Origin of the sequence: Methylibium sp., assembly GCF_965279545.1 — a bacterium.
Classification (GTDB): domain Bacteria; phylum Pseudomonadota; class Gammaproteobacteria; order Burkholderiales; family Burkholderiaceae_C; genus Methylibium.
Genome location: NZ_OZ257250.1, coordinates 1,469,910 through 1,496,673, shown reverse-complemented (window position 1 = coordinate 1,496,673; position 26,764 = coordinate 1,469,910). Strand labels below are relative to the sequence as shown.

Genomic DNA, 26,764 nt, shown 5'->3' with positions numbered 1-26,764 from the left:
GCGTGGCGGTTCGTGAGCTGTATGCCGTCACGCTCGCCGAGCGTGGCTATGCGAGCGACGCGGCGCAGCTGCGCGCGCTCGATGCGCTGGAGCGCTGCGAGAACGAGTGGGCCGACTACAAGGCACGCCGCAGCAATGCGGTGAGCAAGCTGCTGCGCCGCCCGCCGATCCCGCGCGGCGTCTACATGTACGGCGGCGTCGGGCGTGGCAAGAGCTTCCTGATGGACTGCTTCTTCCAGTCGGTGCCGCTCGTGCGCAAGACACGGCTGCACTTCCACGAGTTCATGCGCGAGGTGCATCGCGAACTGCAGGAGCTCAAGGGCACGGCCGACCCGCTGGACGAACTGGGCCGCCGCATCGCGCGGCGCTTCCGGTTGATCTGCTTCGACGAGTTCCATGTCGCCGACGTGACCGACGCGTTGATCCTGCACCGCCTGCTGGCGGCGCTGTTCGCCAATCGCGTCAGCATCGTCACGACATCCAACTTCCATCCCGACGGGCTCTATCCCAACGGCCTGCACCGCGACCGCATCCTGCCGGCGATCGAGCTGCTCAAGGACAGGTTGGAGGTGATCAACGTCGACGCCGGCGTCGACTACCGGCAGCGCACGCTGGAAGGGGTGGCCCTCTATCACACGCCGCTCGGACTGGCGGCCGAAGCGGCCCTGACCGAGACCTTCGAGCGCCTCGCCGAGGCCAAGGACGAGGACCCGGTGCTGAACATCGAGCAGCGGACGATCCGTGCGCGGCGCCGCGCCGGCGGCGTGGTGTGGTTCGACTTCAAGACGCTGTGCGGCGGCCCGCGCTCGCAGAACGACTACCTCGAGCTCGCTGCGCAGTTCCACACGGTGCTGCTGTCGGAGGTGCCCGAGATGTCGCCGCGGCTGGCCTCCGAGGCGCGGCGTTTCACCTGGCTCGTCGACGTGCTCTACGATCGGCGCGTGAAACTCGTGATGTCCGCCGCCGTGCCGCCCGAACAGCTCTACACCGACGGGCCGCTGGCTCACGAGTTCCCGCGCACGGTGTCGCGACTGACCGAGATGCAGTCGGCCGAATTCCTGGCGCTGGCGCGGCGCGAGGTCGACACCAGTCTCACATGACGCGCATCGCCATGTTCCACAAGAAAGGCGCCGCCGTGTGGCTGATGGCCTGTGCCGCATCGACCGCCTGGGGCCAGGGCGCCTCGTCGGAGAAACTGCTGCGCGAGCGTCTGGCGGCAGAGCGTGGTCAGATCGAGTCTGCGTACGTGGTGCGCGAGCATGAATGTGCCCAGCGCTTTCTCGTGACGGCCTGTCTTGAGACGGCGCGGACCCAGCGTCGCGAGGCACTGGTCCGATTGAACGCCAGCGAGGCGGCACTCGACGATGCAGAGCGCACCCGCCGCGCCGTGGCGCGCCAGCAGAGCATCGATGCAAAGCAGGCGCAGCAGGCGCGCGATCTTCGAGAACGGGCTTCGGCCCCCGTGATGCCCTTCGCGCCAGCCAGCGCCGCGCTTCGCGTTCCGCGCGCTCCGGCACCGGTGGCGCCGCCCCCGGTCGACGCAGCACAGCGTCGCCTCGACGAGCAGCAGGCGCGCAGCGAGCACGAGGCCAGGCAGCAGCAGATCGAGACCCGACAACAGGCCGCGGCCAAGCGTCAGGCGCAGCGTGTGAGTTCAGGCAAGCGCCCGGCGGCGCCACTGCCGCCCGTCCAGGGCGCCTCGGCGCCCTGAGCGGAGCGCGTCGGGCAGTTTCGAGCCGGCCGGGCCCCTTTGGAGGCCGCGGTGCGCCGCCGGCCGGACAGCCTCGCTCAGGTCAAGGCTTCGACGCGCACCATCGCGAGCGACAGGTTGTCGCCGCCGCCGCGGGCCCGGTGCCGTGCCTTGCCCACCAGCATCTCGCTGGCCTCGCGCGGCGACAGCGTGTGCACGATCGCACCAATTTCCCGTGGCGTGAAGTAATGCCACAAGCCGTCGCTGCAGGCCAACAGCGTGTCGTCGATTTCGAGCGCGTCGATGTGGCTCAGGGTCAAGGGCGGGTCCTGCTGCGTGCCCAGGCAGCCGGTCAGCAGGTTCGACTGGGGATGCGTGTTCGCCTCGTCCTCGGTGATCTGACCTTCGTCGACCAGCCGCTGCACGAAGGAATGGTCCACGGTGCGGCTGACCATCTCGGCACCGCGGAAGTGATAGACGCGCGAGTCGCCGGCATGGATCACGTCGCAGGCGCGCGAGGGGCTGATCAGGAAGGCCGCCAGCGTGCTGTGCGGTTCTTCCTCGGCCGTGATCGCGGTCAGCTTGATCATGAGGTGCGACTCCAGCACCAGCTGCTTCAGCGTTTCGGAGGCGGTGTCACGGCTTGGGGTGTAGCGCTCGAACAGCTGCTGCGCGGTGAGCAGCACCTGATCGGCTGCCTTGCGCCCGCCGCTCTTGCCGCCCATACCGTCGGCGACGATGGCGAGCACGCAACCCGGCACCCGCGGGTGCGGTATTACGCCGACCTGGTCTTGCTGGTAGGCGCGGTCTCCGCGATGCAGGCCGGTGGCGGCGGCGAGTCGATAGCCTGGAGGCGCGGTGCTCATATCCGAAAACTATAATCGGATTGCCATGCGAACCAATGGCAGGCTTGCATCGGCATCAAGGCCTGTTGACATCCAGGCTTGCGCCTGTGCAACCCCCGATGGACGACAACCTGCATTCGCCGCAACGCCGACTCATCGAACTGCGCATCGAGCACGGCGACCTCGACAGCCTGATCGACCAGGCGTCCATCGAGCGGCCGCTCGACGAACTGACGCTGCGGCGCTTGAAGAAGCGCCGCCTCGCGCTGCGAGACCAGATCGCGACGCTGGAAATGCGCCTCAGTCCGCCCGAGCCGGCATGAGCACGCCGGGCCGCCCCCAAGTGCGAAGGCTCCCGCTCGGCGGGACAGCACGAAGTGCGCAGGGTGCACCCATGAGCACGCCGATGAGCACCGGCAGTGCGCTGCCCGGCTCCTTGCAGGAAGCGGTGATTTCGGCTTTTGCGTTCGGCGGACCGTTGCAGCGCGCCGATGCGCAATACCGCGAGCGCAGCGCCCAACTCGAGTTGGCGAGCGCCGTGGCCGACGCCATCGAGGCGCGCGAAGTGCTGGTGGCCGAGGCCGGCACCGGCGTCGGCAAGACCTTCGCCTATCTCGTTCCCGCATTGCTGGCCGGGCGACGCACGCTGATCAGCACGGCCACCAAGAGCCTGCAGGACCAGCTCTTCCTGCGCGACCTGCCGAGACTGCGCGAGCTGCTGCGACTGCCGGTCAGCGTGGCCTTGCTGAAGGGCCGCAGCAGCTACCTGTGTCTGCAGCGCTTGGCCCAGGCACGCCAGACGACCACGCTGCCCGACCGCTCTGCGGCGCGCACGCTGGCCAAGCTCGAACAGTGGGCGCAGCGCACGGTGAGCGGCGATCTGGCCGAACTCGAAGGTCTCGACGAGCGCTCGTCCCTGATCCCGCTCGTGACCTCGACGCGCGAGAACTGCCTGGGAAGCGAATGCCCCGAGTACCGCAGCTGCCACGTGATGAAGGCGCGCCGTGAAGCGATGGCAGCCGATCTGGTGGTCGTCAACCACCACTTGTTCTTTGCCGACCTGTCGCTGCGCGACACCGGCATGGCAGAGCTGCTGCCGTCGGTCGACGTGGCGGTGTTCGACGAGGCCCATCAGCTGGCGGAGGCCGGCGTGGCCTTTCTCGGCAGCACGCTGGGCAGTGCGCAGGTGATCGACTTCTCGCGCGACATGCTGGCGGTCGGGCTCGGCCAGGCGCGCGGCCTGCAGCCCTGGCAGGAGCTCGCGGGCGCCTGCGATCGCGGTGCCCGTGAGCTGCGCCTGACGGCGGCCGGGCCGCTGCGCGAGGTGCGCGGCAGCCTGAAACTGCGCTGGAGCGATCGCGCAGGCCGCGGCGACTTCATCGAAGCGCTGGCCGCCCTCGGACAAGCCTGCCGCCAGGCGGCCGATGCGCTCGAGGTGGTGCGCGAGATGGCGCCCGACTTCGCCAAGCTCGCGGAGCGGGCTGCCGCATTGGCCGCTCGGGCGGCCGCATTCGCCCTCGATGCCGAACCGGGGCGGGTGCGCTGGATCGACCTCACGCCGCAGGGGCTGCGGCTCGTCGAGTCGCCGCTCGACGTGCGCGACGCGATGCGCGAGCAGATCGCCGCCGCGCCCAAGGCATGGATCTTCACCTCGGCGACCCTCGGTGCCGACGAGCGGCTTGCGTGGTTCACCGAGCAGGCCGGTCTGGAGGAGGCGCGCACGCTGCGCGTCGACAGCCCGTTCGACTATGCGGCGCACGCGCGGCTCTATGTGCCGGCGCGCTTTCCGAAGCCGAACGAGCCCGGACACACGGCGGCGGTTGCGCGCCTCGCCGCGGCCTGCGCGCGCGCGGCCGGCGGGCGGACCTTCGTGCTGACCACGACCCTGCGCGCTCTCGCCGGCGTGGGAGACGCGCTGCAGACGGATTTCGAGCACGACGCGGAGCCCATCGCGGTGCTGATGCAGGGCAGCGTGCCCAAGCGCCAGCTGTTGCAGCGCTTTCTCGACGTGCCCCGTGCGGTGCTGGTCGGCTCGCAGAGTTTCTGGGAGGGTATCGACGTGCCCGGCGACGCGCTGCAATGCGTGATCATCGACAAGCTGCCGTTTCCCCCACCGAACGATCCGCTGGTCGAGGCGCGCGTGAAGCGGCTCGAGAGCGAGGGCCGCAACCCCTTCAACGACTACTTCGTGGCGGAGGCCGCCGTGTCGCTGAAGCAGGGCGCCGGCCGGCTGATCCGCAGCGAGAGCGATCGCGGGTTGCTGGTCGTGTGCGACCCGCGCATGGGCACGATGGGCTATGGCCGGCGCCTGCGTGCGGCCCTGCCACCGATGCAAGCGCTGCCCGATGAAGCGCAGGCGCTGGCCTGGCTGGACGAGATCTCGACGGTGCCGGCCTGGGGCTGAGGCCGGACGGAGAACGGGGCCCGCGAGCCCCGTTTCTGGTCGTGTTGCCGTGGTGGGCGGACTACCAGATCTGCCACCACGGCTTGCTGGTCACCGCGAAGCCGTCCGTCACGTAGCGCGAGTCCGGGAAGTTTTTCTGCAGGACGCGCTGCGCGTCGTCGCGCAGTTCGGTCAGGCCCAGCTTGTCGTAGCTGATGCCCAGGATGTAGAGCGCCTCTTCGGTGGCCGGCGAGTGCTGGAACTCCTGCACCGCCTGCTGCGCGCGGTTTGCGGCCGCGACATAGGCGCCGCGACGGAAGTAGTAGCGCGCCACGTGAACCTCGTAGGCTGCCAAGGTGTTGACGATGTAGTTCATGCGCAGCTGCGCATCCGGGGCGTACTTGGAATTCGGGAACTGCAGGGTCAGCTGGCGGAAGCTCTGGTAGGCATCTCGCGCAGCCTGCTGGTCGCGCTCGGAGAGATCCTGGCGGGCGAAGCCGCCCAGGAGCCCCAGGTTCTCGTTGAAATTGATCAGGCCTTGCAGGTAGTAGGCATAGTCGATCGCCGGGCTGCTGGGGTGCAGCTTGATGAACCGCTCGATCGTCGACAGCGCCTGGGCCTTTTCGCCGGTCTTGTAGTAGGCGTAGGCGAGATCGATCTGCGTTTGCTGCGCCTGCTGGGTGCCGGCGGTGCGCGCCTCGAGCTTCTCGTACAGCTTGGCGGCGCGCTCCCAGTTGCCGTTGGCGGCTTCGTCGCGCGCCTCTTCGTACAATTTGTCGGTTGTCATGCCGGCAAACTCGTCCTTCGGGCTGCTGCCGCATCCGAGCAGTCCGAAGGTCGATGCCATCAGCGTCACCGCCAGGGCCGCGCGCCAACCGGTGGCAGATCTCATACGCATCGCAGTCATCACCAGCAGGCGGCGCCAAAGCAGCCGCAGTTGAAGGAACTTCAAAATTATATGGGCGCTCCCTCGATCCAGGCCCCGCACGCAGAGCCTGTCGAGGCTGACGAGCTCGACGAGCCTGTGGCCGTCGAAGTGGAACGGCGCGAAGGACGTGTCGAGTCCGGGGCACACGGCGAGCGCCTCGACCGCTGGTTGAGTTCGCTGGCCGGCGAATTTTCGCGCAACCACCTGCAGACGCTGATCGAAGGGGGGCAGGTGCGCGTCGACGGGCAAGCGATCACCAGCTGTTCGCGCCGCGTCAGTGCCGGCCAGCGCATCGAGATGACGCTGCTTCCCACTCCCGAGAGCCAGGCCTTTCGTGCCGAGCCGGTGGCCTTGCCGGTGGTGTTCGAGGACGAGCACCTGCTGGTGATCGACAAGCCCGCCGGCTTGGTGGTGCACCCGGCGCCCGGCAACTGGTCGGGCACGGTGCTCAACGGCCTGCTTGCGTACCATGCGGGCGCGGCAGCGTTGCCGCGGGCGGGCATCGTGCACCGGCTCGACAAGGACACCAGCGGCCTGATGGTGGTGGCCAAGACCCTGTCTGCGATGACCGCTCTGACGCGTGCCATTGCCGCGCGCGAGGTCCACCGCGAGTACCTGGCGCTGGTGCATGGGGTGCTTCGCCGTGCGGCCTTCAGCATCGACGCTCCGATCGGGCGCGATCCGGTGTCGCGCATCAAGATGGCGGTGGTCCCCGGGGGGCGGGCCGCGCGCACCGACGTCGCCCTGCTGGCCGCGCGCGATGCGGTCAGCGCGGTGCGCTGCACGCTGCACACCGGGCGCACCCACCAGATCCGCGTCCACATGGCCTCGTGTGGCCATGCCCTGCTGGCCGACAGCCTCTACGGGGGCCGCGAGCTGCTCGGGCTGACCCGGCAGGCCCTCCATGCCCACCGGCTGGGCTTCGCTCACCCGGTGAGCCGGCAGGCGCTCGATTTCAATGCAATTTTGCCGGCCGATCTGCTGGCGGCCTGGCAACAGATCGTGGGCGCACAGCCGGGGGCCGGGTCCGATACAATGCGGTCGCAGGGCTGATGCAGCCCTCGCCGGTTGCCGATGACGGCCAGGCCGGCTCCGACCACCGCAGGTCCTCCCCGAGTTCAGCCACGCACCCGGCCCCGGTCGGCCTCCGTGGCCGAGACACTCGCCGCACCTGCAGTGCAGAAGGCACACAGTAGGCTCACAGTAGGCACAGCCCGGTTCCCTTGCATGCCGGCCCCAAGCCGGCCAAGACGACAGACGGATTCGATGAATACACAGGATGCGAAGCGCGTCCTCGAGACGGCGCTCATCTGCGCGCAGCAACCGCTGCCGCTGCGCGAGTTGCGCACGCTGTTCGACGACCAACTCGGCCCCGACACCCTTCGCGTTTTGCTCGATGAGCTGGCGCGCGACTGGGAGGATCGTGGCGTCGAACTCGTGGCGGTGGCGAACGGCTGGCGCTTTCAGAGCCGCCCCGAGCTGCGCGAGTACCTCGATCGGCTGCACCCCGAGAAGCCGCCGCGCTACACGCGGGCGACGCTCGAGACGCTGGCGATCATTGCCTACCGCCAGCCGGTGACGCGCGGCGACATCGAGGACATTCGCGGCGTGACGGTCAACAGCCAGTTGCTCAAGCAGCTCGAAGACCGCGGCTGGATCGAGGCCATCGGCCATCGGGAAACTCCGGGACGCCCGGCCCTGTTCGCGACCACGCGCCAGTTCCTCGATGACCTCGGGCTCGCCACGCTCGAGCAGCTGCCGGCCCTCGACGGCGTGCCCGCGGCGGCGATGCTGGCTGAAGCGATGCCCGGGCAGGTTTCCTTGCTCGACCCTGGTGCGACGCTGGAAGGCACCGGTAGCGACGAGTCCGCCGCAGCCGCCGACGAGCCAGACATTGCGATCCCGGACAGCCAGATCCACGCGGCCGACGCGACCAAGGACACGCTGACAGCCATCGACACGGCGGATGCAAGCGCACCGCCCGCAGACCTTGCCACGCCGCCGGCCGATGCCGGCACGGAACCCCAGACATGAATTCAAACGACACCCCGTCCAGCGAACCGCAGCCGGGCGTCGCACCGGTTTCCGTCGACGACAAGCCGTCGGCCGAGGCGACGGCGCCGGTCAAGCGGCGCACGCGCAAACCAGCTGCACCGGCGGCCGAAAGCGGTGTTGCGGCCGAGACGACGAGCGCTGAGGCCGAACCGGAGCCGCCCAAGGCGCCGCGGCGGCGCAAGCCCAAGGCCGACACTGCCGTTGCAGTCTCGGCAGACGGGGACATGCCCTTGCCCACGGCCGACAAGCCGCCAGCGCCGCACCCGGTCGACGTGACGCCCGCCGCCGCCGCCGGCCCGGCCCCGGATGCGACGGAGGGCGGCACGGCAAGCGAGGGCCCGGAAAGCGCAGAGGGCACCGGTGCTGCTGCCGAAGACTCCGGTGAACGCAGCCGTCGCAGCCGCAACCGGCGCCGCGGACGCAAGGACCGCGCAGGCCGCGATGGCGTCGAAGCGGTCGACGGCGAAGGCGGGGCCGAAGAGGGCGCCGAGCGTGCGCCGCGACCGGCGGTCGACCCGGCGTTGGCCGTCGAACGTTTCGCCGAAGTGCTGTCCGGCGCCTACGATGCGGAAGCTCCCGAACCGGACGACGAAGCCAGCGTCGAGCAGTCGACCAAGCGGGTGCTGCGACCCGAGCCCGAAGCGCCCAAGCTGCACAAGGTGCTGGCGCAGTCGGGCATCGGCTCGCGGCGCGACATGGAGCAGTTCATCCTCGACGGCAAGGTCACGGTCAACGACCACGTGGCGCATGTCGGCATGCGTATCTCCTTCGGCGATCGCATCGCGGTCGATGGCAAGCCGGTCAGGCTGCGCATCCAGCCGGGCCCGGCGCGCCTGCTGGCGTATCACAAGCCCACCGGCGAGGTGGTCACACTCAACGACCCCGAAGGGCGGCCGACGGTGTTCCGGCGCCTGCCGCGCTTGCAGCAAGGCAAGTGGCAATCGGTGGGGCGCCTCGACATCAACACCGAAGGCCTGCTGCTGTTCACGAACTCCGGTGAGCTGGCCAATCAGCTGATGCACCCGCGCTTCGGTGTCGAGCGCGAGTACGCGGTGCGTGTGCTGGGCAGCCTGGACGAGGAGCAGCGCGCGAAGCTGCTCGAGGGCGTCGAGATCGACGGCCAGACCGCCGGTTTCAAGAGCATCGAAGAGGGCGGCGGCGAAGGCGCGAACCGCTGGTACCGCGTGGTCATCACCGAAGGGCGCAACCGCGAGGTGCGCAAGCTGTTCGACAAGGTCGGCCTCGCCGTGAGCCGGCTGATCCGCATCCGCTACGGCACCGTGGTGCTGCCGCGCGGCCTCAAGCGCGGCGTGTGGGTCGAGCTCGATGACCAGGACCTGCGCGCGATCCGTCAGCTGGCCAGCGGGGGGCGTGCACCGGCGAGCGGCGAGGTTCGCGAGAACCAGGGCAACCGCGAACAGCGACGCAATGGCCGCAACGGCAAGCCCGATCGCGGTGGGCGCCCGCCGCAGCAGTCCGGCCCTTCGCGTCAGGGGCAGGGGGAGCGTGGACCTCGTCGGGAGCCGCGTGAGCCCCGTGAACCGCGCGCATTCGAGCCCGCACTCGATGCGGAGGGCCAGCCGGGCGAGGACTTCGCCCGCATCCCCAACCCGCTGGAGCAGACCTTCGACCGCCGCTTCGCCAAGGGGCCGCGGCGCGGAGGGGCCCAGGGGTTCGGCCAGGGCGGCTCGCAGCCGGACCCGGACATCGGCGGTCCGCCGGGAACCATTCCGAATCCTCTGGAGCAGACCTTCGACAAACGCTTCGTCAAGGGATCGCAGCGCATCAACGCCGGTTTCGGGCGTCACGATGCCCACCAGCCCGACCAGGGCGGCTCCAAAAAGGGCGGACCGAAGCAACCCGATCCGATGCAGACCTCGGTGGGATACATCGGCGCGGATGCCTATTTCAACAAGGCCGGCGGCAAGCGCGGCGGCGGGCGCGGAGGGCCCGGCGGGCGAGGCGGCAGTTCTGGTGGCGGCGGGGGCGGCGCAGGCCGGGGGCCGCGTCGTTGAGGCGGTTCGGGCCAGCGAGCTGTCGACCTCGAGCGCTACAATCCAAGGTTCTGCTAAATCATTGATTCCGGAGAATAAATATGGCGATCGAACGCACCTTGTCCATCATCAAGCCGGATGCCGTTGCCAAGAATGTGATCGGCCAGATCTATGCCCGTTTCGAGGCTGCCGGCCTGAAGATCGTGGCGGCCAAGCTGGTCCATCTGTCGCGCGGCGAGGCCGAGCAGTTCTACGGCGTGCACAAGGCCCGGCCCTTCTTCAAGGACCTGGTCGAGTTCATGATTTCCGGCCCGGTGATGATCCAGGTGCTCGAGGGCGAAGGTGCCATTGCCAAGAACCGCGAACTGATGGGCGCCACCGACCCGAAGAAGGCCGAGAAGGGCAGCATCCGTGCCGATTTCGCCGACAGCATCGACGCCAATGCGGTGCACGGATCGGACGCGCCGGAGACCGCCGCCGCTGAAGTGGCGTTCTTTTTCCCGGGCATGAACGTCTACGGGCGTTGAGCCGCAGCGAGGCGCCGACGCCTCGCCTTTCCTACCGGTGCAAGAGATGACAGCGGCCAATCTGCTCGAATTCGATCTCGACGCGCTGGCCGCTTTTTGCGAGCAGCTCGGCGAGAAGCGTTTTCGCGCCACGCAGTTGTTCCGCTGGATCCACCAGAAAGGCGCGCGCGAGTTCGCGCAGATGTCGGACCTCGCCAAGTCGCTGCGCGAGAAGCTCGCGAGCCGCGCCGCGATCGAGCCGCTGGTGGTGCTCGGCGAGCACGTGTCGGCCGACGGCACGGTCAAGTGGCTGTTCGACGTCGGCGGCGGCAATGCCGTCGAGACGGTGTTCATCCCGGAAGACGACCGCGGCACCTTGTGCATCTCGTCGCAGGCCGGCTGTGCGGTCGGCTGTCGTTTCTGTTCGACCGGGCATCAGGGCTTCAGCCGCAACCTGTCGACCGGCGAGATCGTCGCGCAACTCTGGCATGCGGAGCATCAGCTGCGCGCACGGCTCGGCACGACGGAGCGCGTCATCAGCAACGTGGTGATGATGGGCATGGGCGAGCCGCTGCAAAACTACGCCGCCCTGGTTCCCGCGCTGCGGGTCATGCTCGACGACCACGGCTACGGCCTGTCGCGCCGCCGCGTGACCGTGTCGACCTCCGGCGTGGTGCCGATGATCGACCGCCTGCGCGAGGACTGCCCGGTGGCATTGGCCGTGTCGCTGCATGCGCCGACCGATGCACTGCGCGACGACCTGGTCCCGCTCAACCGCAAGTATCCGGTCCAGGAACTGCTCCAGGCCTGCCAGCGCTACCTCGAGGCGGCGCCGCGTGACTTCATCACCTTCGAGTACTGCATGCTCGACGGCGTCAACGACAGCGAGACACAAGCGCGTGAGCTGTTGCGACTCGTCGGTGAGCGCGGCCCGGTCGGGCGCGTGCCCTGCAAGATCAACCTGATCCCCTTCAATCCGTTTCCCGCCTCGGGCCTGACGCGCTCGCCATCGGCGCGCGTGCAGGCCTTCGCGAAGCTGTTGATCGACGGGGGCCTGGTCACCACGGTGCGCAAGACGCGGGGTGAGGACATCGACGCGGCTTGTGGCCAGCTGGCCGGCGAAGTCCAGGATCGCACCAATGCGCAGTTGCGCATGCGGCGTGCGCCGATCGCCATCCAGCCGCTCGGCGCCAGCGGTCAGAATCTGCCGGTGACCCCGGTCCCGGGTTCAGCCACGGAGACGACACGATGAATCTGGACAGACGGGCAAGTGTGCTGCTGAGGTGGACCTTGGCCGCCGCGCTGCTGTGCGTCGGCGCCTGGGGCTCCGTCCATGCGCAGGGTCGCGCCGTCGATGGTGGCCGCGCCGCCAACTCGGATCAGGAACCGGAAGCCCAGAAGCGCGCGCGCATCCGCCTCGATCTCGCGGGCGCCTATTTCTCCGAAGGCCGCCTGGACAATGCGCTGGCGGAGGTGAAGCTCGCGCTCGCTGCCGACCCCGATCTGCCACAGGCCCTGAACCTGCGCGGCTTGATCCTCGCGGCGCTGGGTGAAGAGCGGCCGGCCGAGGAAAGCTTCAAGAGGGCGCTGCAGCTGGCCTCGATCGATGGCGACGTGATGCACAACTATGGCTGGTTCCTGTGCCAGCGCGGGCGCTATCCGGAGGCCGAGAAGCTGTTCGAGCGCGCCATCGCCACACCTCAGTACCGCACCCCCAACCGGACCTTGCTGGTGCAGGGCATTTGCGAGGCCCGTGCGGGGCAACTGGAGCAGGCGGAGCTGACCCTCAAGCGGGCCTACGAACTGGACGCCGCCAATCCCGCGACGGCCATGAACCTGGCCGACGTGCTGTACCGGCGCGGCGAGTACGAGCGTGCACGCTTTTACGTGCGCCGCGTGAACAACAACGTCGACCTGCGCAACGCCGAGTCGCTGTGGCTGGCGGCGCGCATCGAGAACCGCCTGATCAACCCCCAGGGGGTGCGCGACCTCGGCAATCAGCTGCGCGCGAGCTATCCGAACTCACGCGAGGCCGCCGCATTCGAGCGGGGAGTCTTCGATGAGTGAGACGTCCGGCGCCGCGGGCCCGTCGGCTCCGACGGCGGGTGGATTGCTGCGCGCGGCACGCGAGGCGCAGGGATTGCACCTCGCGGTGCTGGCGGCTTCGCTGAAGGTCACGCATCAGAAGCTCGAGGCGATCGAGAGCGACCGCTACGATGAGCTGCACGACGCGACTTTCGTGCGCGCTCTCGCGCTGAGCATGTGTCGTGCGCTCAAGATCGACGCGGAGCCGGTGCTGTCGCGCCTGCCGCAGGCACAGGCCATCGGCCGTGGCCTCGATCACGTGTCGATGGGTCTGAACCAACCTTTTCGTGATCACGGCGGGCAGCGGGACGCCATCGAGTGGCAGAGCTTTCTCAGCCCGCCGCTGATCGGCGCTGCGGTGCTGCTGTTGGCGGCCGTGGTGGTCTACCTGCTGCCGGCGGGATGGGTCGGACGCCTGCTGCCGGCGAGCGATGGTGCTTCGGCGCCTGCGGTCGCGGCGAGCGACCCGGGCCCGGGTCACACCGTGTCGTACGAGCAGCCTACGCCGACCGTGATGGCGCCGCCGGTCGAGCCCGGTGCGTCGGCTGCGGAACAGGCGGCCACGGCGCCCTCCGCACCCGCCTCCGCGGTGGTCGACACCGAGTCGCCGACGCCGGCCGGCACGGCCGCATCGGCGACTGCGGCAGGTGGTCTGCTGACGATGCGGGCGGCGGGGGAATCGTGGGTCGAGGTGCGTGACGCGAAAGGTCAGGTGCTGCTCTCGCGCACGCTGGCGCCGGGCGAGGCTGCCGGCCTGGACGGCGAGTTGCCGCTGCGCGTGACGGTCGGCAATGCCGAAGCCACCCAGCTCGTCTTTCGCGGGCAACCGGTCACGTTGGGTGCATCGACGCGCGACAACGTTGCGCGCCTGGAGTTGAAATGAACACGCGAGCGACCGAAGCATCCGGCATGGATTTGGCGGCGATCGAAGTGGCCCGGCCGGCGGCCCGCCGTTCGCTGCAGGCGCGCGTTGTTTGGGCAGACAACGTCGTCACGGTCGGCGGCGATGCGCCGGTGCGCGTGCAGTCGATGACGAACACCGACACGGTCGACGTGATCGGAACCGCGATCCAGGTCAAGGAGCTGGCGCTGGCCGGCTCGGAGCTGGTGCGCATCACGGTCAACACGCCCGAGGCGGCGCAGGCCGTGCCGCATGTGCGCGAGCAACTCGACCGCATGGGCATCGCGGTGCCGCTGATCGGCGACTTCCACTACAACGGCCACCGCCTGCTGACCGAATTCCCCGACTGCGCCGCGGCACTGTCGAAGTACCGCATCAACCCGGGCAACGTCGGCAAGGGCGACAAGCGCGATCGCCAGTTCGCGATGATGATCGAGGCGGCCTTGCGCCACGACAAGCCGGTGCGCATCGGCGTCAACTGGGGCAGTCTCGATCAGGAACTGCTGGCCTCGTTGATGGACGAGAACGCGGCCCGGGCGCAGCCCTGGGAGGCCCAGCAGGTGATGTACCACGCACTGATCAGTTCGGCGCTGCAGTCTGCGGCGTACGCGCGCGAGCTGGGCATGGACCCGGCGCAGATCCTCATCAGCTGCAAGGTCAGCGGTGTGCAGGATCTGGTCAGTGTCTACCGCGCGCTGGCGAAGCGCTGCGACTATCCGCTGCACCTCGGCCTCACCGAGGCCGGCATGGGCACGAAGGGCACGGTGGCCTCGACCGCGGCGCTGGCGATGCTGCTGCAGGACGGCATCGGCGACACCATCCGCGTCAGCCTCACGCCGCAGCCTGGTGAGGCGCGCACCCAGGAGGTGGTGGTGGCGCTCGAGATCCTGCAGTCGCTCGGCCTGCGCGCCTTCAACCCCAGCGTGACCGCCTGCCCGGGTTGTGGCCGCACCACCAGCACCACCTTCCAGGAGCTGGCCAAACAGATCGACGACTTCCTGCGCACGCAGATGCCGGTGTGGAAGGCGCGCTATCCGGGCGTCGAGAACATGAAGGTGGCGGTGATGGGCTGCATCGTCAACGGTCCCGGCGAGAGCAAGCATGCCGACATCGGCATCAGCCTGCCCGGCACCGGCGAGGCCCCGGCGGCGCCGGTGTTCATCGACGGCGAGAAGGCGATGACGCTGCGCGGCTCGGCGATAGCCCGCGAGTTCCAGGTCATCGTCGAGAACTACATCGAGCGCCGCTACGGCAGCGCGACCGCCGCGCATTGACGCGGTGGGCGGGCGCACGCGGCGCGTGCGCCCCGCGATCCGGCTGCGGCCGGCCTGAATCCTTGTGGGCGTGAAGCATGGCAGAACAACACAAAGCCGCCGGGGCGGACACTTCGCCGCTGCGAGCGGTCAAGGGCATGAACGACCTCCTGCCGCCGGAGTCGGCGCGCTGGGAGTGGTTCGAGGACGCGGTGCGCCGCGTGATGCAGCGCTACGGCTATGCCGCGATCCGCACGCCGATCGTCGAGCCGACGGCCCTGTTCGTGCGCGGCCTCGGCGAGGTGACGGACATCGTCGAGAAGGAGATGTATTCCTTCACCGACAGCATGAACGGCGACCAGCTCACACTGCGCCCGGAGGGCACCGCCGGTGTCGTGCGCGCCGTGACCGAGCATTCGATGCTCTACGAGGGCGGCAAGCGCCTGTACTACCTCGGGCCGATGTTCCGCCACGAGCGGCCGCAGAAGGGCCGCTACCGCCAGTTCCACCAGGCCGGCGCCGAGGCGCTGGGCTTCCACGGCCCCGATGTCGATGCCGAGCTGATCCTGATGTGCCGCGCGCTGTGGCGCGAACTCGGCCTGGTCGAAGGGCGCGACCTGTGGCTGGAGATCAACAGCCTGGGTGAGCCTGCGGAGCGGCGCGCCCACCGCGCAGCGTTGATCGCTCACCTGCAAGCGCACGCCGATGTGCTCGACGAGGACGCGAAGCGCCGGCTGCACAGCAACCCGCTGCGCATCCTCGACACCAAGAGTCCGGCGATGCAGGCGGTGGTCGAAGCCGCGCCGAAGCTGATCGACTTCCTCGGCGAGGCCTCGCTCGCGCATTTCAATGCCGTGCGGACCGTGCTGGATGCGGTGGGCCTGGCCTACCGCATCAACCCGCGCTTGGTGCGCGGCATGGACTACTACAACCTCACGGTGTTCGAGTGGGTCACCGACCGGCTCGGCGCGCCGCTCACCGTGGGCGGCGGCGGCCGCTACGACAGCCTGGTCGAGCAGCTCGGCGGCAAGCCGGCGCCGGGGGTCGGCTGGGGCCTGGGCATCGAGCGGCTGCTGCTGCTGCTCGAGGCGGTCGGGGCGGCGCCGCCGGCGCAGCTGCCGGACGCCTACGCGGTGCTGCCGAGCGCCGAGGCCCTGCCGGTGGCGATGGCGCTCATCGAAGCACTGCGTGCCGCCGGTGCCAGCGTGGTGCTGCACCCGGCCGGCAAGGACGGTCCGGCCAGCATGAAGTCGCAGTTCAAGAAGGCCGATGCGAGCGGGGCCCGCTACGCGCTGGTGTTCGGCGCCGACGAGCTGGCGCAGGGCATGGTGGCGGTCAAGCCGCTGCGCGCCGGTGAAGGCGTGGCAGCACAGGTGCTGCGGCCGCTGGCCGAGCCGGCCGGCTGGGCCGGTGAACTGCTCCGTTCATAATCCACGCTTCGCGCCCCGCACGCTGCGCAGCCCCTTACAAAGCATACGCATGGCCACCCATCTCGACCTCGAAGAACAAGAACAGCTCGACTCGATCAAGCACTTCTGGAAGCAGTACGGCAACCTCATCACCTGGGTCCTGATCATCGCGCTCGGTGGCTTTGCCGCCTTCAATGGCTGGCAATGGATGCAGCGTGATCGCGCGGCCAAGGCCAGCGTGCTGTTCGACGAACTCGAGAAAGCGGCGCAGGCCGGGGACGTCGACAAGGCGGCGCGCGCGTTCTCCGACATGAAGGAGCGTTACGCCTCGACCGCGTTCGCCGGGCAGGCCGGCCTGCTTGCAGCCAGGGCGCAGTTCGAGAAGGGGCAGAACGACGCAGCGCGCGCCAGTCTCGAGTGGGTGATCGGCAATGCCAGCGAGCAGGAATACCCGGTGATCGCGAAGCTGCGGCTCGCCGGCATCCTGCTCGACGAGAAGAAGTACGACGAAGCGCTGAAGGCCCTGCCGGTCGATTCGCCCCCGTCCTTTGCAGGCCTGGTGGCAGATCGCCGCGGCGATATCCTGTTGGCGCAAGGCAAGGCCGACGAGGCGCGTGTGGCGTACCGGGCGGCGTTCGACGCGATGGCGCCGACGCTGGACTACCGGCGTCTGGTCGACGCCAAGCTGACGGCGTTGGGCGCCGCGCCCGAGACACCGGCCGCCGTGGGCACTGCCCCGGCTGCGGTAGGAGCGTCGAAGTGACGCGCCGCCGCCTGAGCCACCTCGCCGGCCTGGTGCTGGCGGCCGGCCTGGCCGGCCTGAGCGCCTGTTCCAGCGGGCCCGAGAAGCCGAAGCCGACGCCGCTCGAGGCGCTCAAGCCGCAGATCGCCGGTCGGCAGGTCTGGACGCAGAGCCTGGGCAGCGTGGACTTTCCGCTGCGCATCGCCGCCAGCGCCAGCGCCGTCATCGTGGCGAGCTCCGATGGCCGTGTGGTCGCGCTGTCGGCCGACAACGGTCGCGAACTCTGGCGTGGCGACGCCAACGGCAAGCTCAGCGCCGGCGTCGGCAGCGACGGGCGCTACGCCAGCGTGGTGACGACCGGCAACGAGCTGGTCGTGCTCGACACCGGCAAACCGCTGTGGCGCGCACGCCTGACCACGCGCGTGGTGACGCCCCCGCTGGTGGCCGGTGAGCGCGTGTTCGTGCTCGGCGTCGACCGCAGCGTGCAGGCCTTCGACGTGCTCGACGGGCGCAAGCTCTGGATCCAGCAGCGCCCAGGCGATCCCTTGACCCTGTTGCAGCCGGGCGTGCTACTGCCCTGGAAGGACACGCTGGTCGTCGGCCAAGGTCCCCGCCTGGCCGGCCTTGATCCCTTGCGGGGCGCCGTGCGTTGGGAAACCACGGTCGCGTCGCCACGTGGCGCCAATGAAGTCGAACGCCTGGCCGACCTGGTCGGGCCGGCGGCGCGCGTCGGCGACGCCGTCTGCGTGCGTGGTTTCCAGGCGGCGGTCGGTTGTGTCAATGCCGAGCGCGGTGCGCTGGGCTGGGCCAAGAACACCGGCGGCACCAATGGCGTGGCGGCTGACGAACAGTTGGTGTTTGCCGCCGACGCCAGCGATCGCATCACGGCGTGGAAGCGCGAGGGCGGCGAGGTGGCCTGGACGTCCGAGCGCATGCTTCACCGCGGCCTGAGTTCACCGCTCGTGGTGGGCCCGACGCTGGTGTTCGGCGACTACGAGGGGCAGCTGCATTTCCTGGATCGCAGCAACGGCCAGCCGCTGCTGCGCCTGCCGACGGACGGCAAGCCCATCGTCGGGGCACCGGTGAAGGTCGGCACGACCGTCGTCGCGGTGACGCAGCGCGGCACGGTGTTCGCCTTCCGGCCCGAATGAGCGCGATCGGCAACTGAAATGAAACCCGTCCTGGCGCTCGTGGGGCGCCCCAACGTCGGCAAGTCGACACTGTTCAACCGATTGACGAAGGGCCGCGACGCGATCGTGGCCGACTTCGCCGGACTGACGCGCGACCGCCACTACGGCGACGGGCGCCTCGGCGAGCACGAGTTCATCGTCGTCGACACCGGCGGCTTCGAGCCGACGGCGGAGAGCGGCATCTACAAGGAGATGGCCAAGCAGACACGCCAGGCCGTGGCCGAAGCCGATGCGGTGCTCTTCATCGTCGACGTGCGTGCCGGCATCACGGGGCAGGACCACGACATCGCGCGCTACCTGCGCACGGTCGGCAAGAAGGTGCTGGTGGTCGCCAACAAGGCCGAGGGCATGCTCGAGGGCATCCAGCTCGCCGAGTTCTACGAGCTCGGCATGGGCGAGCCGATGGCGGTGTCGGCCGCGCACGGGCAGGGCATCCGCGGCCTGCTGACTGTGGCGCTCGAGGGCTTCGTGTTCGACGAGCCCGATCAGGCAGCGCTCGACGACCCCGATCGACCGATCCGTCTGGCGGTGGCCGGACGCCCCAATGTCGGCAAGTCGACGCTGATCAACACCTGGCTCGGCGAGGAGCGCCTGGTGGCCTTCGACCTGCCCGGCACGACGCGCGATGCGATCAGCGTTCCGTTCGAGCGCAACGGCCAGAAATTCGAGCTGATCGACACCGCCGGCTTGCGTCGCAAGGGCAAGGTGTTCGAGGCGATCGAGAAGTTCTCGGTCGTCAAGACGCTGCAGGCGATCGCCGATGCCAACGTCGTGCTGCTGTTGCTCGACGCGACCCAGGGCGTGACCGACCAGGACGCCCACATTGCCGGCTACATCCTCGATTCAGGCCGTGCCGTGGTGCTGGCGGTGAACAAGTGGGATGCGGTCGACAGCTACCAGCGCGAGATGCTGCAGCGCTCGATCGAGCAGCGGCTGGCTTTCCTGAAATTCGCGCCGGTGCTGCACATCTCCGCGATCAAGCGCCAGGGCCTGGGCCCGGTGTGGAAGGAGATCGCCGATGCCTGGGCCTCGGCGACCAAGAAGCTGCCGACGCCGGTGCTCACGCGCGTGCTGCTCGAGGCCGTGCAGTTCCAGCAGCCCAAGCGGGCCGGCGCATTCAGACCCAAGCTGCGCTACGCTCATCAGGGCGGTCAGAATCCGCCGGTCATCGTGATCCACGGCAACTCGCTGGACCACGTGACCGACGCCTACAAGCGCTTCCTCGAGGGGCGTTTTCGCAGCCACTTCAAGCTCAGCGGGACGCCGATGCGCATCGAGATGAGGTCGTCACGGAACCCCTTCGCAGAGAAGGACTCGTAGCTTGGGGGCGCTCGCGGGCCGGAGCCTGTGATACCTTCCATTCCTCCATAGCTTCAGAACACGGACCATATCGTGAGCAACAAAGGGCAACTCCTACAAGACCCGTTCCTGAACCTGCTGCGCAAGGAGCATGTTCCGGTCTCGATCTACCTCGTCAACGGCATCAAGCTGCAGGGGCACATCGAGTCCTTCGACCAGTATGTGGTCTTGTTGCGCAACACCGTGACCCAGATGGTCTACAAGCACGCGATCTCCACCGTCGTGCCGGGCCGGGCGGTGAATTTCCAGGCCAACGACGCGCCGGAATCGGCGGGCTGAACGGCTCGATGCACTCCCAGCTTCCGGTCCGCCGTCCGACCGTCTGCCGCCAGCACTTGGTGGTTCCGGTTTGAGCACGCCTTCCGTCGTCAACGAGGCCCGGGCGGTGCTGGTCGGGGTCGATCTGGGGGGCGGAGCGTCCTTCGATGCGACGCTCGATGAGCTGGCGCTGCTGGCCGAGTCGGCCGGCGACACACCGGTCGCGCGCCTGATCGCGCGCCGCAAGGCGCCCGATGCGGCCCTGTTCCTCGGGTCCGGCAAGGCTGACGAGCTCAAGGCGCTGGTCACTGAGAGCGGTGGTCATTGCGTGATCTTCGATCAGACGCTGTCGCCGACGCAGCAGCGCAATCTGGAGCGTCATCTCGGTGTCGAGGTGCTCGACCGCACCGGGTTGATCCTCGAGATCTTCGCCGCCCGCGCGCAGAGCTTCGAGGGCAAGCTGCAGGTCGAACTGGCGCAGCTTCAGTACCTCAGCAACCGCCTGGTGCGGCGCTGGACCCACCTGGAGCGCCAGCGCGGCGGCGTCGGCCATCGCGGCGGCCCGGGCGAGCGCCAGATCGAACTCGATCGGCGCATGATCGGCGAGCGCATCAAGGCCCTCAAGCTGCGGCTCGACAAGGTGAAGCGCCAGCGCGGCACGCAACGCCGTTCGCGCGAGCGTGCCGGCACCTTCCGGGTCTCGCTGATCGGCTACACCAATGCGGGCAAGTCGACCCTGTTCAATGCCCTGGTCAAGGCGCGCAGTTATGCTGCCGATCAGTTGTTCGCCACGCTCGACACGACCACGCGGCAGCTCTACCTCGAGGATGCTCGGCGCTCGGTCACCTTGTCCGATACCGTGGGCTTCATCCGGGATCTGCCCCATACCCTGGTGAAGGCCTTCGCGGCCACCCTGCAAGAGGCGGCCGAGGCCGACCTGCTGCTGCACGTGGTCGACGCCGCCAGCCCGGTGCTGGCCGAGCAGATGGTCGAGGTCGAGCGCGTGCTTGCCGAGATCGATGCTGCCGACATTGCGCAGATCCTTGTCTACAACAAGTTCGATCAGCTCGCAGAGTCACAGCGGCCGCGCGCGCTGGTCGATGTGCTGGAGCTCGACGGCGGGCGTCGCATCCCGCGCGTTTTTGTCAGCGCGCTGCATGGCAACGGTCTGGCCGAGCTGCGCGGCTTGTTGAGCGCGGCACTGCTCGGCGGCGGCGATTCGCGCATACCGGACACGGCGGCGCCGGACGCTTCCGTCGTTCCCTCCGATCACGATCTTTCCCCTGCATCCGCCTTGCTCCAACGACACGCATGAATACCTATAACGATGCTGCCGCAGCAGCGCGCCCGCGGACCGGTTCCGTGCTACTGGCCGGGGCCGCGGCCTCGCTGCTCCGCGGTCTCGCGCGGCGGGCGGCCTGGTGCGTGCGCAGCGGGGTGCTGCTGGCCACCGGCGGGCGCAACGATGGCCCCCCGGACCTCGACGAGCTCTGGCGCGACTTCAACCGCCGGCTCAGCGGGCTGTTCGGTGGCAAGGGAGGTGGCCAACGGCCCGAAGGCGCGGGCCCGGACGCACCGCCACCCGACATGCGCAGTGCCGGCATCGGGGCCGGCCTGATCGCCGGTGTGGTGGTGCTGATCTGGCTCGGCAGCGGCTTCTTCATCGTGCAGGAAGGACAGCAAGGCGTCGTGATGTCCTTCGGCCGCTACAGCCATACGGTCGAGGCGGGCTTCCAATGGCGTTTCCCCTACCCGTTCCAGTCGGCCGAAGTGGTCAACGTGACGCAGCTGCGCTCGGTCGAAGTGGGTCGCAATTCGGTGGTGCAGGCCACCGGACTGCGTGATTCGTCAATGCTGACCCAGGACGAGAACATCGTCGACATCCGCTTCACGGTGCAGTACCGCCTGAAGGATTCGAAGGACTACCTGTTCGAGAACCGCAACGCGGACGAGGCGGTGGTGCTGGCCTCCGAATCGGCGGTGCGCGAGATCGTCGGACGCAGCAACATGGACTCGGTGCTCTACGAGCAGCGCGATGCCATCGCGACCGACCTGGTCAAGTCGATCCAGGCGCAGCTCGACCGCCTGAAGACCGGCATCCTGATCTCGAACGTCAACGTGCAGAGCGTCGCGCCGCCGGAGCAGGTGCAGGCGGCGTTCGACGACGCGGTGAAGGCCGGCGCCGACCGCTCGCGCTTCAAGAACGAGGGCCAGGCCTACGCCAACGACGTGATCCCGAAGGCGCAGGGCACGGCCTCGCGGCTGCGCGAGGAGGCCGAGGGTTACAAGGCCCGCGTGATCGCGCAAGCCGACGGCGATGCTTCGCGCTTTCGCCAGGTGCTGACCGAGTACCAGAAGGCGCCGGGCGTCACGCGCGACCGGCTCTACGTCGACACGATGCGCGAGGTGTACTCGAACGTCAGCAAGATCATGATCGAGTCGCGCACCGGCTCCAACCTGCTCTATCTGCCGCTCGACAAGCTGATGCAGTCGGCCGGCGCAACCGCGGCCACTGCGGCACCGACGCCGGTGCTGCCGACCACCGAAAGCACTGGCACGTCGCAGAACGACGTGCGTTCGCGCGACAACCAGCGCTCGCGCGAGCGCGAAGGCCGCTGAGGAGAACAAGAAAAATGAATCGCATCGGCCTGATCGTGGCGAGCGCGCTGCTCGCCTTGATGATCGCTTCCAGCACGCTGTTCGTCGTCGACCAGCGTCAGTTCGCGGTGCTGTACGCCCTGGGCGAGATCAAGGAAGTCATCGCCCAGCCGGGGCTCAAGTTCAAGTTGCCCCCGCCGTTCCAGAACGTCGTCTTCCTCGACCGCCGCATCCAGAGTCTCGACAGTCCCGAGACGCGGCCGGTGTTCACGGCCGAGAAGACCAGCCTCGTGATCGATTGGCTGGTGAAATGGCGCATCAAGGACCCGCGCCAGTTCATCCGCAACAGCGGCGTGGATGCGCGCAACGTCGAAGCGCGCCTGGCGCCGATCGTGCAAGCCGCGCTGAACGAGGAAGTCACCAAGGTCAGCGTGCGCCAGGTGCTGTCGACCGAACGCGACAAGGTCATGCAGGGCGTTCTGCGTCGCTTGTCGGACGACGCCACCAGCTTCGGCATCGAGGTGGTCGACGTGCGGATCAAGCGGGTCGACTTCGTCGCCAACATCACCGAGGCGGTCTATCGCCGCATGGAGTCGGAGCGCAAGCGGGTGGCCAACGAGACCCGCTCGACCGGTCAGGCCGAAGGTGAGCAGGTGCGCGCCGATGCCGATCGACAGCGCGAGGTCATCGTCGCCGAGGCCTATCGCGCGGCGCAGAAGGTCAAGGGCGACGGCGACGCCAAGGCTTCGGCGCTGTATGCCGAGGCGTTTGGCCGCGACCCGCAGTTCGCCCAGTTCTACCGCAGTCTCGAAGCCTACCGCGCGACCTTCCGCAGCAAGTCCGACGTGATGGTGGTCGATCCCGAGAGCGAGTTCTTCCGTGCCATGCGGGGCGAGGCGCCACCGTCTCACCGCGCCAAGTGAGCGGCAGGCAGGACTCAGACTCGAAATCGGGAAGCATGCATGTGGGATACGCTGTTCAGCGCGCTGGCGCTGATGCTGGTGTTCGAGGGCTTGCTCCCGTTCCTGAGCCCGCAGCGGTGGCGCAAGGTGTTCGAACAGGCCACGCGGCTCAGTGACGGCCAGCTGCGCTTCCTGGGTCTGAGCAGCATGCTGGGCGGGCTCATCGTGCTGGCGATGCTGGCCGGCTGAGTGGCGTCTCGCGGCAGAGGCGTCACGGCGCCCGGTCCGGCCCTGCGCAGCGGGTCGTCCCGCAGAGGGGCGCCGGTACAATGCGGTTTTAACCCCGCAGGCTTTTCATGATCTCTGCTTGGCTGCTGCCCGAGCACATTGCCGACGTGCTGCCCTCCGAGGCGCGGCGCATCGAGGAGCTGCGGCGTACCGCGCTCGACACGGCTCGCAGCTACGGCTACGAACTGGTGATGCCGCCGCTGCTCGAACACCTCGAGTCGCTGTTGTCGGGCACCGGGCACGAACTGGACTTGCGAACTTTCAAGCTGGTCGATCAACTGAGCGGCCGCACGTTGGGTTTGCGGGCTGACACCACGCCGCAAGTGGCGCGCATCGATGCGCACTTGCTCAACCGCGACAGCATCACCCGCCTGTGCTACTGCGGCCCGGTGGCCCACACGCGGCCAGCCGGACTGCACGGCAGCCGTGAGCCGCTGCAGTTCGGCGCGGAGCTCTACGGGCACGCCGGGCTCGAAGCCGACCTCGAGGTGCAGGATCTGGCGCTCGACAGCCTGCGCGCGGCCGGCGTGTCGGGTCTGGTGCTCGACCTCGCCGACGCCCGCATCGTGCGGGGATTGCTGGCCGGTGTCGCCTGCGATCCGGCCCGGCTGAGCGAGGTGTATGCCGCGCTTGCCGCGAAAGACGGCACGGCGCTCCAGAAGCTGAGCGGCGGCTTTGCCGCAGAGGTGCGGCAGGGGTTGCTGGCCTTGACGTCCCTGTACGGCGATGTCGAGGTGCTCGGCGCCGCGGCCGCCAGGTTGCCGCAGCGTCCGCTGATCGTTGCGGCGCTGGCCGATTTGCAACGTCTTGCCGCACACGCGGCGATCGCGCATCCGGACGTCAGTGTCGGCTTCGACCTGGCCGACCTGAGTGGGTATGCCTACTACAGTGGCGCGCGCTTCGCCGTCTACGGCGCCGGCTCCAGCGACTCGCTGGTCCGGGGCGGCCGCTACGACGAGGTCGGTGCGGTGTTCGGCCGCAACCGGCCGGCGGTGGGCTTCAGCGCCGATCTCAAGGAGGTCGTGCAGCGTGCCCGCCTCGACGGGCGACGCGCGGCGGTGCGGGCGCCGTGGGGCGAAGACAACGGGCTGCGTGCGGCCGTGCGGGCGCTGCGTGCCCAGGGCGAGACAGTGGTGTGCGTTCTGCCAGGGCACGAGCATGAAGTGCAGGAATTCGACTGCGACCGAGAGATCGTGAGCGAGGGCGGTCGGTGGGTCGTGCGGGTGCTGTGAGTGTGGCGCCCGGGAGCTTTCAGATACAGGACAGGACAATGCGAGCAGTGAGCAAGGCAGGCCACAACGTCGTGGTGGTCGGCACCCAGTGGGGCGACGAGGGCAAGGGCAAGGTGGTCGACTGGTTGACCGACCATGCTGCCGCAGTGGTGCGTTTCCAGGGCGGCCACAATGCCGGCCACACGCTGGTGATCAAGGGCAAGAAGACCGCGTTGCAGCTGATCCCCTCGGGGGTGATGCGCGACGGCGTGGCCTGCTACATCGGCAACGGCGTGGTGGTCGACCCGACCCACCTGCTCGCGGAGATCGAGCGGCTGGAAGCCGCCGGCGTCGAAGTGCGTTCGCGGCTCTTCATCAGCGAGTCCTGCCCGCTGATCCTGCCGTTCCACGTCGAGCTCGACAAGGCCCGCGAGGCGCTGCGCGAGAGCTCGGGTGCCGGCAAGATCGGCACCACCGGCAAGGGCATCGGCCCGGCCTACGAGGACAAGGTCGCGCGCCGCGCGCTGCGGGTGCAGGACTTGAAGCACCCCGCGCGCTTTGCGAAGAAGCTGCGCGACCTGCTCGAGCTGCACAACTTCGTGCTGCAGGGTTTCCTGGGGGCCGAACCGCTGGAGTTCCAGCCGATCTTCGATCATGCGATGAAAGTGGCCGAGCAGCTCAGGCCGATGCTCGCCGATGTCGGCGTGCGCATCCACGAGACCAACCTGGCCGGCGGCAGCGTGCTGTTCGAAGGGGCGCAGGGAACGCTGCTCGACATCGACCACGGCACCTATCCGTACGTCACGTCGAGCAACTGCGTGGCCGGCAATGCGGCGGCAGGGTCCGGTGTGGGGCCGGACAAGCTGCACTACATCCTCGGCATCACCAAGGCGTACACCACGCGTGTCGGCTCGGGCCCGTTCCCCACCGAGCTCCCGATGGACGAGCCCGGCACGGTGGGCCACCACCTGTCGACCGTCGGTCAGGAGCGCGGCACCGTCACGGGCCGCCCGCGGCGCTGCGGTTGGCTGGATGCGGCAGCGATGAAACGCTCGATCCTGATCAACGGCCTGACGGGCCTGTGCATCACCAAGCTCGACGTGCTCGACGGCCTGGCCGAAATCAAGATGGGTGTGGGGTACGAACTCGACGGCCGGCGCATCGACATCCTGCCGCTCGATGCCGACGAGATCGTCGCCTGTCGGCCCGTGTACGAGACTTTCCAGGGCTGGACCGAGAGCACGGTCGGCACGACCCGCTGGGACGACTTGCCGCTCAACGCGCGCCGCTACCTCGAGCGCGTGCAGGAGATCATCGGCACGCCGATCGACATGGTCTCGACCGGTCCCGATCGCGAGCACACGATCCTCCTGCGCCATCCCTATCAAGGCTGAAGGGCCGGACCCGACACCACGGAACCACGCGACATGCTCACCGACGATGGCAAGCACCTCTACGTCTCCTGGGACGAGTACCACCTGCTGATCGAGCGCCTGGCGCTCAAGGTGCACAACTCGGGTTGGGAGTTCGACCAGATCCTGTGCCTTGCACGTGGCGGCCTGCGGCCCGGCGACATGCTGTCGCGCGTGTTCGACAAGCCGCTGGCCATCATGTCGACGAGTTCCTACCGTGCCGAGTCGGGCACGATCCAGGGTCGGCTGGACATGGCGACCTATGTCACCTTGCCCAAAGGCGAACTGGCCGGGCGCCTGCTGCTGGTCGACGATCTCGCCGATACCGGCGTGACGCTGAAGGCGGTGGTCGATCGGTTGCGAGGCATGCCCGCGATCAGCGAACTGCGCTCGTCGGTGATCTGGGTCAAGGGAATATCGACCTACACGCCGGACTACTACGTGGAGTCTTTGCCGACCAGCCCGTGGATCCATCAACCTTTCGAGGACTACGACAGCTTGCGGCCGGAAGGCCTTGCGAGAAAGCTGGCGGTCTGAGTGAGACGCAGCCGGTCGCGGGAAACAAAAAGGCCAGCGCATTGCGCTGGCCTTCTATGATTTGGTGCCCAGGAGAGGACTCGAACCTCCACGATGTTACTCGCTAGTACCTGAAACTAGTGCGTCTACCAATTCCGCCACCTGGGCTAGGTACCGAAGCCGGAGATTTTAGCATCAAGAACGAAGACAAGACAAGCAGCGCGCCGCTCGGCGCCGCA

26 protein-coding genes and 1 tRNA gene are annotated in these 26,764 nt (G+C 68.5%); 24 read left to right on the top strand and 3 right to left on the bottom strand.

Annotated features, from left to right (window positions below; translation table 11 throughout):
- Window positions 1–2: 2 nt before the first annotated feature.
- On the top strand, window positions 3–1,100 hold the full coding sequence (gene zapE / locus ACQY9S_RS06990; RefSeq protein ID WP_428424226.1) for a cell division protein ZapE: 1,098 nt from the start codon (window positions 3–5) through the stop codon (window positions 1,098–1,100).
- Complete coding sequence (locus tag ACQY9S_RS06985; RefSeq protein WP_428424224.1) at window positions 1,097–1,711, top strand: hypothetical protein; 615 nt, start codon at window positions 1,097–1,099, stop codon at window positions 1,709–1,711. The genes zapE and ACQY9S_RS06985 overlap by 4 nt, the downstream gene beginning before the upstream one ends.
- A gap of 77 nt (window positions 1,712–1,788) precedes the next feature.
- Here ACQY9S_RS06985 and ACQY9S_RS06980 read toward each other — a convergent pair whose 3' ends face one another.
- Window positions 1,789–2,556 (bottom strand): PP2C family protein-serine/threonine phosphatase, encoded by a 768-nt coding sequence (locus tag ACQY9S_RS06980; RefSeq protein ID WP_428424222.1) that lies wholly within the window; start codon window positions 2,554–2,556, stop codon window positions 1,789–1,791.
- 98 nt (window positions 2,557–2,654) lie between these two features.
- Here ACQY9S_RS06980 and ACQY9S_RS06975 point away from each other — a divergent pair, with 98 nt between their 5' ends.
- Both ACQY9S_RS06975 and ACQY9S_RS06970 read left to right on the top strand, forming a co-directional pair.
- The gene (locus ACQY9S_RS06975) at window positions 2,655–2,858 is read left to right on the top strand and encodes a YdcH family protein (protein WP_056314537.1); all 204 of its coding nucleotides are present in this window, start codon (window positions 2,655–2,657) and stop codon (window positions 2,856–2,858) included.
- Between the two features lie 71 nt (window positions 2,859–2,929).
- Complete coding sequence (locus tag ACQY9S_RS06970) at window positions 2,930–4,939, top strand: ATP-dependent DNA helicase (protein WP_428424220.1); 2,010 nt, start codon at window positions 2,930–2,932, stop codon at window positions 4,937–4,939.
- 61 nt (window positions 4,940–5,000) lie between these two features.
- On the opposite strand, the gene ACQY9S_RS06965 is transcribed toward ACQY9S_RS06970, so the two are convergent.
- Entirely contained in the window at window positions 5,001–5,810 is an 810-nt protein-coding gene (locus ACQY9S_RS06965; protein WP_428424218.1) for an outer membrane protein assembly factor BamD, read from the bottom strand.
- Window positions 5,811–5,876: 66 nt separating this feature from the next.
- On the opposite strand from ACQY9S_RS06965, the gene ACQY9S_RS06960 reads away from it, so the two are divergent.
- The 20 genes from ACQY9S_RS06960 (at window position 5,877) to ACQY9S_RS06865 (ending at window position 26,546) form a co-directional block, all read left to right on the top strand.
- The gene (locus ACQY9S_RS06960) at window positions 5,877–6,899 is read left to right on the top strand and encodes an RluA family pseudouridine synthase (protein WP_428424216.1); all 1,023 of its coding nucleotides are present in this window, start codon (window positions 5,877–5,879) and stop codon (window positions 6,897–6,899) included.
- A 213-nt stretch (window positions 6,900–7,112) separates the two neighbouring features.
- Complete coding sequence (scpB, locus tag ACQY9S_RS06955) at window positions 7,113–7,880, top strand: SMC-Scp complex subunit ScpB (RefSeq protein ID WP_428424214.1); 768 nt, start codon at window positions 7,113–7,115, stop codon at window positions 7,878–7,880.
- Window positions 7,877–9,916 (top strand): pseudouridine synthase, encoded by a 2,040-nt coding sequence (locus ACQY9S_RS06950; protein WP_428424212.1) that lies wholly within the window; start codon window positions 7,877–7,879, stop codon window positions 9,914–9,916. Before scpB ends, ACQY9S_RS06950 begins: the two co-directional genes overlap by 4 nt.
- 80 nt (window positions 9,917–9,996) lie before the next feature.
- Entirely contained in the window at window positions 9,997–10,422 is a 426-nt protein-coding gene (gene ndk, locus ACQY9S_RS06945; protein ID WP_428424210.1) for a nucleoside-diphosphate kinase, read from the top strand.
- Between the two features lie 46 nt (window positions 10,423–10,468).
- Window positions 10,469–11,653, top strand: coding sequence for a 23S rRNA (adenine(2503)-C(2))-methyltransferase RlmN (gene rlmN / locus ACQY9S_RS06940; RefSeq protein WP_428424208.1), 1,185 nt, complete (start codon window positions 10,469–10,471; stop codon window positions 11,651–11,653).
- Window positions 11,650–12,468, top strand: coding sequence for a type IV pilus biogenesis/stability protein PilW (gene pilW, locus ACQY9S_RS06935; protein WP_428424206.1), 819 nt, complete (start codon window positions 11,650–11,652; stop codon window positions 12,466–12,468). Before rlmN ends, pilW begins: the two co-directional genes overlap by 4 nt.
- Window positions 12,461–13,369, top strand: coding sequence for a helix-turn-helix domain-containing protein (locus tag ACQY9S_RS06930; protein WP_428424204.1), 909 nt, complete (start codon window positions 12,461–12,463; stop codon window positions 13,367–13,369). Before pilW ends, ACQY9S_RS06930 begins: the two co-directional genes overlap by 8 nt.
- Window positions 13,366–14,661: a flavodoxin-dependent (E)-4-hydroxy-3-methylbut-2-enyl-diphosphate synthase gene (gene ispG / locus ACQY9S_RS06925; protein WP_428424202.1), complete on the top strand. Its 1,296-nt coding sequence runs from the start codon at window positions 13,366–13,368 to the stop codon at window positions 14,659–14,661. Before ACQY9S_RS06930 ends, ispG begins: the two co-directional genes overlap by 4 nt.
- 77 nt (window positions 14,662–14,738) lie before the next feature.
- Window positions 14,739–16,070 carry a histidine--tRNA ligase gene (hisS, locus tag ACQY9S_RS06920; protein ID WP_428424201.1) on the top strand — a complete coding sequence of 444 codons (1,332 nt, stop codon included), beginning with the start codon at window positions 14,739–14,741 and terminating at the stop codon, window positions 16,068–16,070.
- Between the two features lie 49 nt (window positions 16,071–16,119).
- Entirely contained in the window at window positions 16,120–16,812 is a 693-nt protein-coding gene (locus ACQY9S_RS06915; protein ID WP_428425624.1) for a YfgM family protein, read from the top strand.
- Window positions 16,809–17,942 carry an outer membrane protein assembly factor BamB gene (gene bamB, locus ACQY9S_RS06910; RefSeq protein WP_428424199.1) on the top strand — a complete coding sequence of 378 codons (1,134 nt, stop codon included), beginning with the start codon at window positions 16,809–16,811 and terminating at the stop codon, window positions 17,940–17,942. The genes ACQY9S_RS06915 and bamB overlap by 4 nt, the downstream gene beginning before the upstream one ends.
- 18 nt (window positions 17,943–17,960) lie before the next feature.
- Window positions 17,961–19,301 (top strand): ribosome biogenesis GTPase Der, encoded by a 1,341-nt coding sequence (gene der / locus ACQY9S_RS06905; RefSeq protein WP_428424197.1) that lies wholly within the window; start codon window positions 17,961–17,963, stop codon window positions 19,299–19,301.
- Between the two features lie 72 nt (window positions 19,302–19,373).
- A complete protein-coding gene (gene hfq, locus ACQY9S_RS06900) occupies window positions 19,374–19,619 on the top strand; it encodes an RNA chaperone Hfq (RefSeq protein ID WP_036230128.1) in 246 nt (81 codons plus the stop codon).
- 70 nt (window positions 19,620–19,689) lie between these two features.
- Window positions 19,690–20,913 (top strand): GTPase HflX, encoded by a 1,224-nt coding sequence (gene hflX / locus ACQY9S_RS06895; protein ID WP_428424195.1) that lies wholly within the window; start codon window positions 19,690–19,692, stop codon window positions 20,911–20,913.
- Entirely contained in the window at window positions 20,910–22,217 is a 1,308-nt protein-coding gene (gene hflK, locus ACQY9S_RS06890; protein ID WP_428424193.1) for an FtsH protease activity modulator HflK, read from the top strand. Before hflX ends, hflK begins: the two co-directional genes overlap by 4 nt.
- Window positions 22,218–22,231: 14 nt before the next feature.
- A complete protein-coding gene (gene hflC / locus ACQY9S_RS06885; RefSeq protein ID WP_428424191.1) occupies window positions 22,232–23,119 on the top strand; it encodes a protease modulator HflC in 888 nt (295 codons plus the stop codon).
- Between the two features lie 39 nt (window positions 23,120–23,158).
- Complete coding sequence (locus ACQY9S_RS06880; RefSeq protein WP_428424189.1) at window positions 23,159–23,347, top strand: DUF2065 domain-containing protein; 189 nt, start codon at window positions 23,159–23,161, stop codon at window positions 23,345–23,347.
- Between the two features lie 107 nt (window positions 23,348–23,454).
- Window positions 23,455–24,618, top strand: coding sequence for an ATP phosphoribosyltransferase regulatory subunit (locus tag ACQY9S_RS06875; protein WP_428424187.1), 1,164 nt, complete (start codon window positions 23,455–23,457; stop codon window positions 24,616–24,618).
- 38 nt (window positions 24,619–24,656) lie between these two features.
- Window positions 24,657–25,991, top strand: coding sequence for an adenylosuccinate synthase (locus tag ACQY9S_RS06870; RefSeq protein WP_428424185.1), 1,335 nt, complete (start codon window positions 24,657–24,659; stop codon window positions 25,989–25,991).
- A 33-nt stretch (window positions 25,992–26,024) separates the two neighbouring features.
- On the top strand, window positions 26,025–26,546 hold the full coding sequence (locus tag ACQY9S_RS06865; RefSeq protein WP_428424183.1) for a phosphoribosyltransferase: 522 nt from the start codon (window positions 26,025–26,027) through the stop codon (window positions 26,544–26,546).
- A gap of 62 nt (window positions 26,547–26,608) precedes the next feature.
- On the opposite strand, the gene ACQY9S_RS06860 is transcribed toward ACQY9S_RS06865, so the two are convergent.
- Window positions 26,609–26,693, bottom strand: a tRNA-Leu gene (locus tag ACQY9S_RS06860).
- Window positions 26,694–26,764: the final 71 nt, after the last annotated feature.

What these genes read in the sequence shown, in the direction of transcription:
- ACQY9S_RS06985 (WP_428424224.1), top strand. Translation starts at nt 1,097, where the DNA reads ATGACGCGCATCGCCATGTTCCACAAGAAAGGCGCCGCCGTGTGGCTG.
- ACQY9S_RS06980 (WP_428424222.1), bottom strand. Translation starts at nt 2,556, where the DNA reads ATGAGCACCGCGCCTCCAGGCTATCGACTCGCCGCCGCCACCGGCCTG.
- ACQY9S_RS06975 (WP_056314537.1), top strand. Translation starts at nt 2,655, where the DNA reads ATGGACGACAACCTGCATTCGCCGCAACGCCGACTCATCGAACTGCGC.
- ACQY9S_RS06970 (WP_428424220.1), top strand. Translation starts at nt 2,930, where the DNA reads ATGAGCACGCCGATGAGCACCGGCAGTGCGCTGCCCGGCTCCTTGCAG.
- ACQY9S_RS06965 (WP_428424218.1), bottom strand. Translation starts at nt 5,810, where the DNA reads ATGAGATCTGCCACCGGTTGGCGCGCGGCCCTGGCGGTGACGCTGATG.
- ACQY9S_RS06960 (WP_428424216.1), top strand. Translation starts at nt 5,877, where the DNA reads ATGGGCGCTCCCTCGATCCAGGCCCCGCACGCAGAGCCTGTCGAGGCT.
- scpB (WP_428424214.1), top strand. Translation starts at nt 7,113, where the DNA reads ATGAATACACAGGATGCGAAGCGCGTCCTCGAGACGGCGCTCATCTGC.
- ACQY9S_RS06950 (WP_428424212.1), top strand. Translation starts at nt 7,877, where the DNA reads ATGAATTCAAACGACACCCCGTCCAGCGAACCGCAGCCGGGCGTCGCA.
- ndk (WP_428424210.1), top strand. Translation starts at nt 9,997, where the DNA reads ATGGCGATCGAACGCACCTTGTCCATCATCAAGCCGGATGCCGTTGCC.
- rlmN (WP_428424208.1), top strand. Translation starts at nt 10,469, where the DNA reads ATGACAGCGGCCAATCTGCTCGAATTCGATCTCGACGCGCTGGCCGCT.
- pilW (WP_428424206.1), top strand. Translation starts at nt 11,650, where the DNA reads ATGAATCTGGACAGACGGGCAAGTGTGCTGCTGAGGTGGACCTTGGCC.
- ACQY9S_RS06930 (WP_428424204.1), top strand. Translation starts at nt 12,461, where the DNA reads ATGAGTGAGACGTCCGGCGCCGCGGGCCCGTCGGCTCCGACGGCGGGT.
- ispG (WP_428424202.1), top strand. Translation starts at nt 13,366, where the DNA reads ATGAACACGCGAGCGACCGAAGCATCCGGCATGGATTTGGCGGCGATC.
- hisS (WP_428424201.1), top strand. Translation starts at nt 14,739, where the DNA reads ATGGCAGAACAACACAAAGCCGCCGGGGCGGACACTTCGCCGCTGCGA.
- ACQY9S_RS06915 (WP_428425624.1), top strand. Translation starts at nt 16,120, where the DNA reads ATGGCCACCCATCTCGACCTCGAAGAACAAGAACAGCTCGACTCGATC.
- der (WP_428424197.1), top strand. Translation starts at nt 17,961, where the DNA reads ATGAAACCCGTCCTGGCGCTCGTGGGGCGCCCCAACGTCGGCAAGTCG.
- hflK (WP_428424193.1), top strand. Translation starts at nt 20,910, where the DNA reads ATGAATACCTATAACGATGCTGCCGCAGCAGCGCGCCCGCGGACCGGT.
- hflC (WP_428424191.1), top strand. Translation starts at nt 22,232, where the DNA reads ATGAATCGCATCGGCCTGATCGTGGCGAGCGCGCTGCTCGCCTTGATG.
- ACQY9S_RS06880 (WP_428424189.1), top strand. Translation starts at nt 23,159, where the DNA reads ATGTGGGATACGCTGTTCAGCGCGCTGGCGCTGATGCTGGTGTTCGAG.
- ACQY9S_RS06875 (WP_428424187.1), top strand. Translation starts at nt 23,455, where the DNA reads ATGATCTCTGCTTGGCTGCTGCCCGAGCACATTGCCGACGTGCTGCCC.
- ACQY9S_RS06870 (WP_428424185.1), top strand. Translation starts at nt 24,657, where the DNA reads ATGCGAGCAGTGAGCAAGGCAGGCCACAACGTCGTGGTGGTCGGCACC.
- ACQY9S_RS06865 (WP_428424183.1), top strand. Translation starts at nt 26,025, where the DNA reads ATGCTCACCGACGATGGCAAGCACCTCTACGTCTCCTGGGACGAGTAC.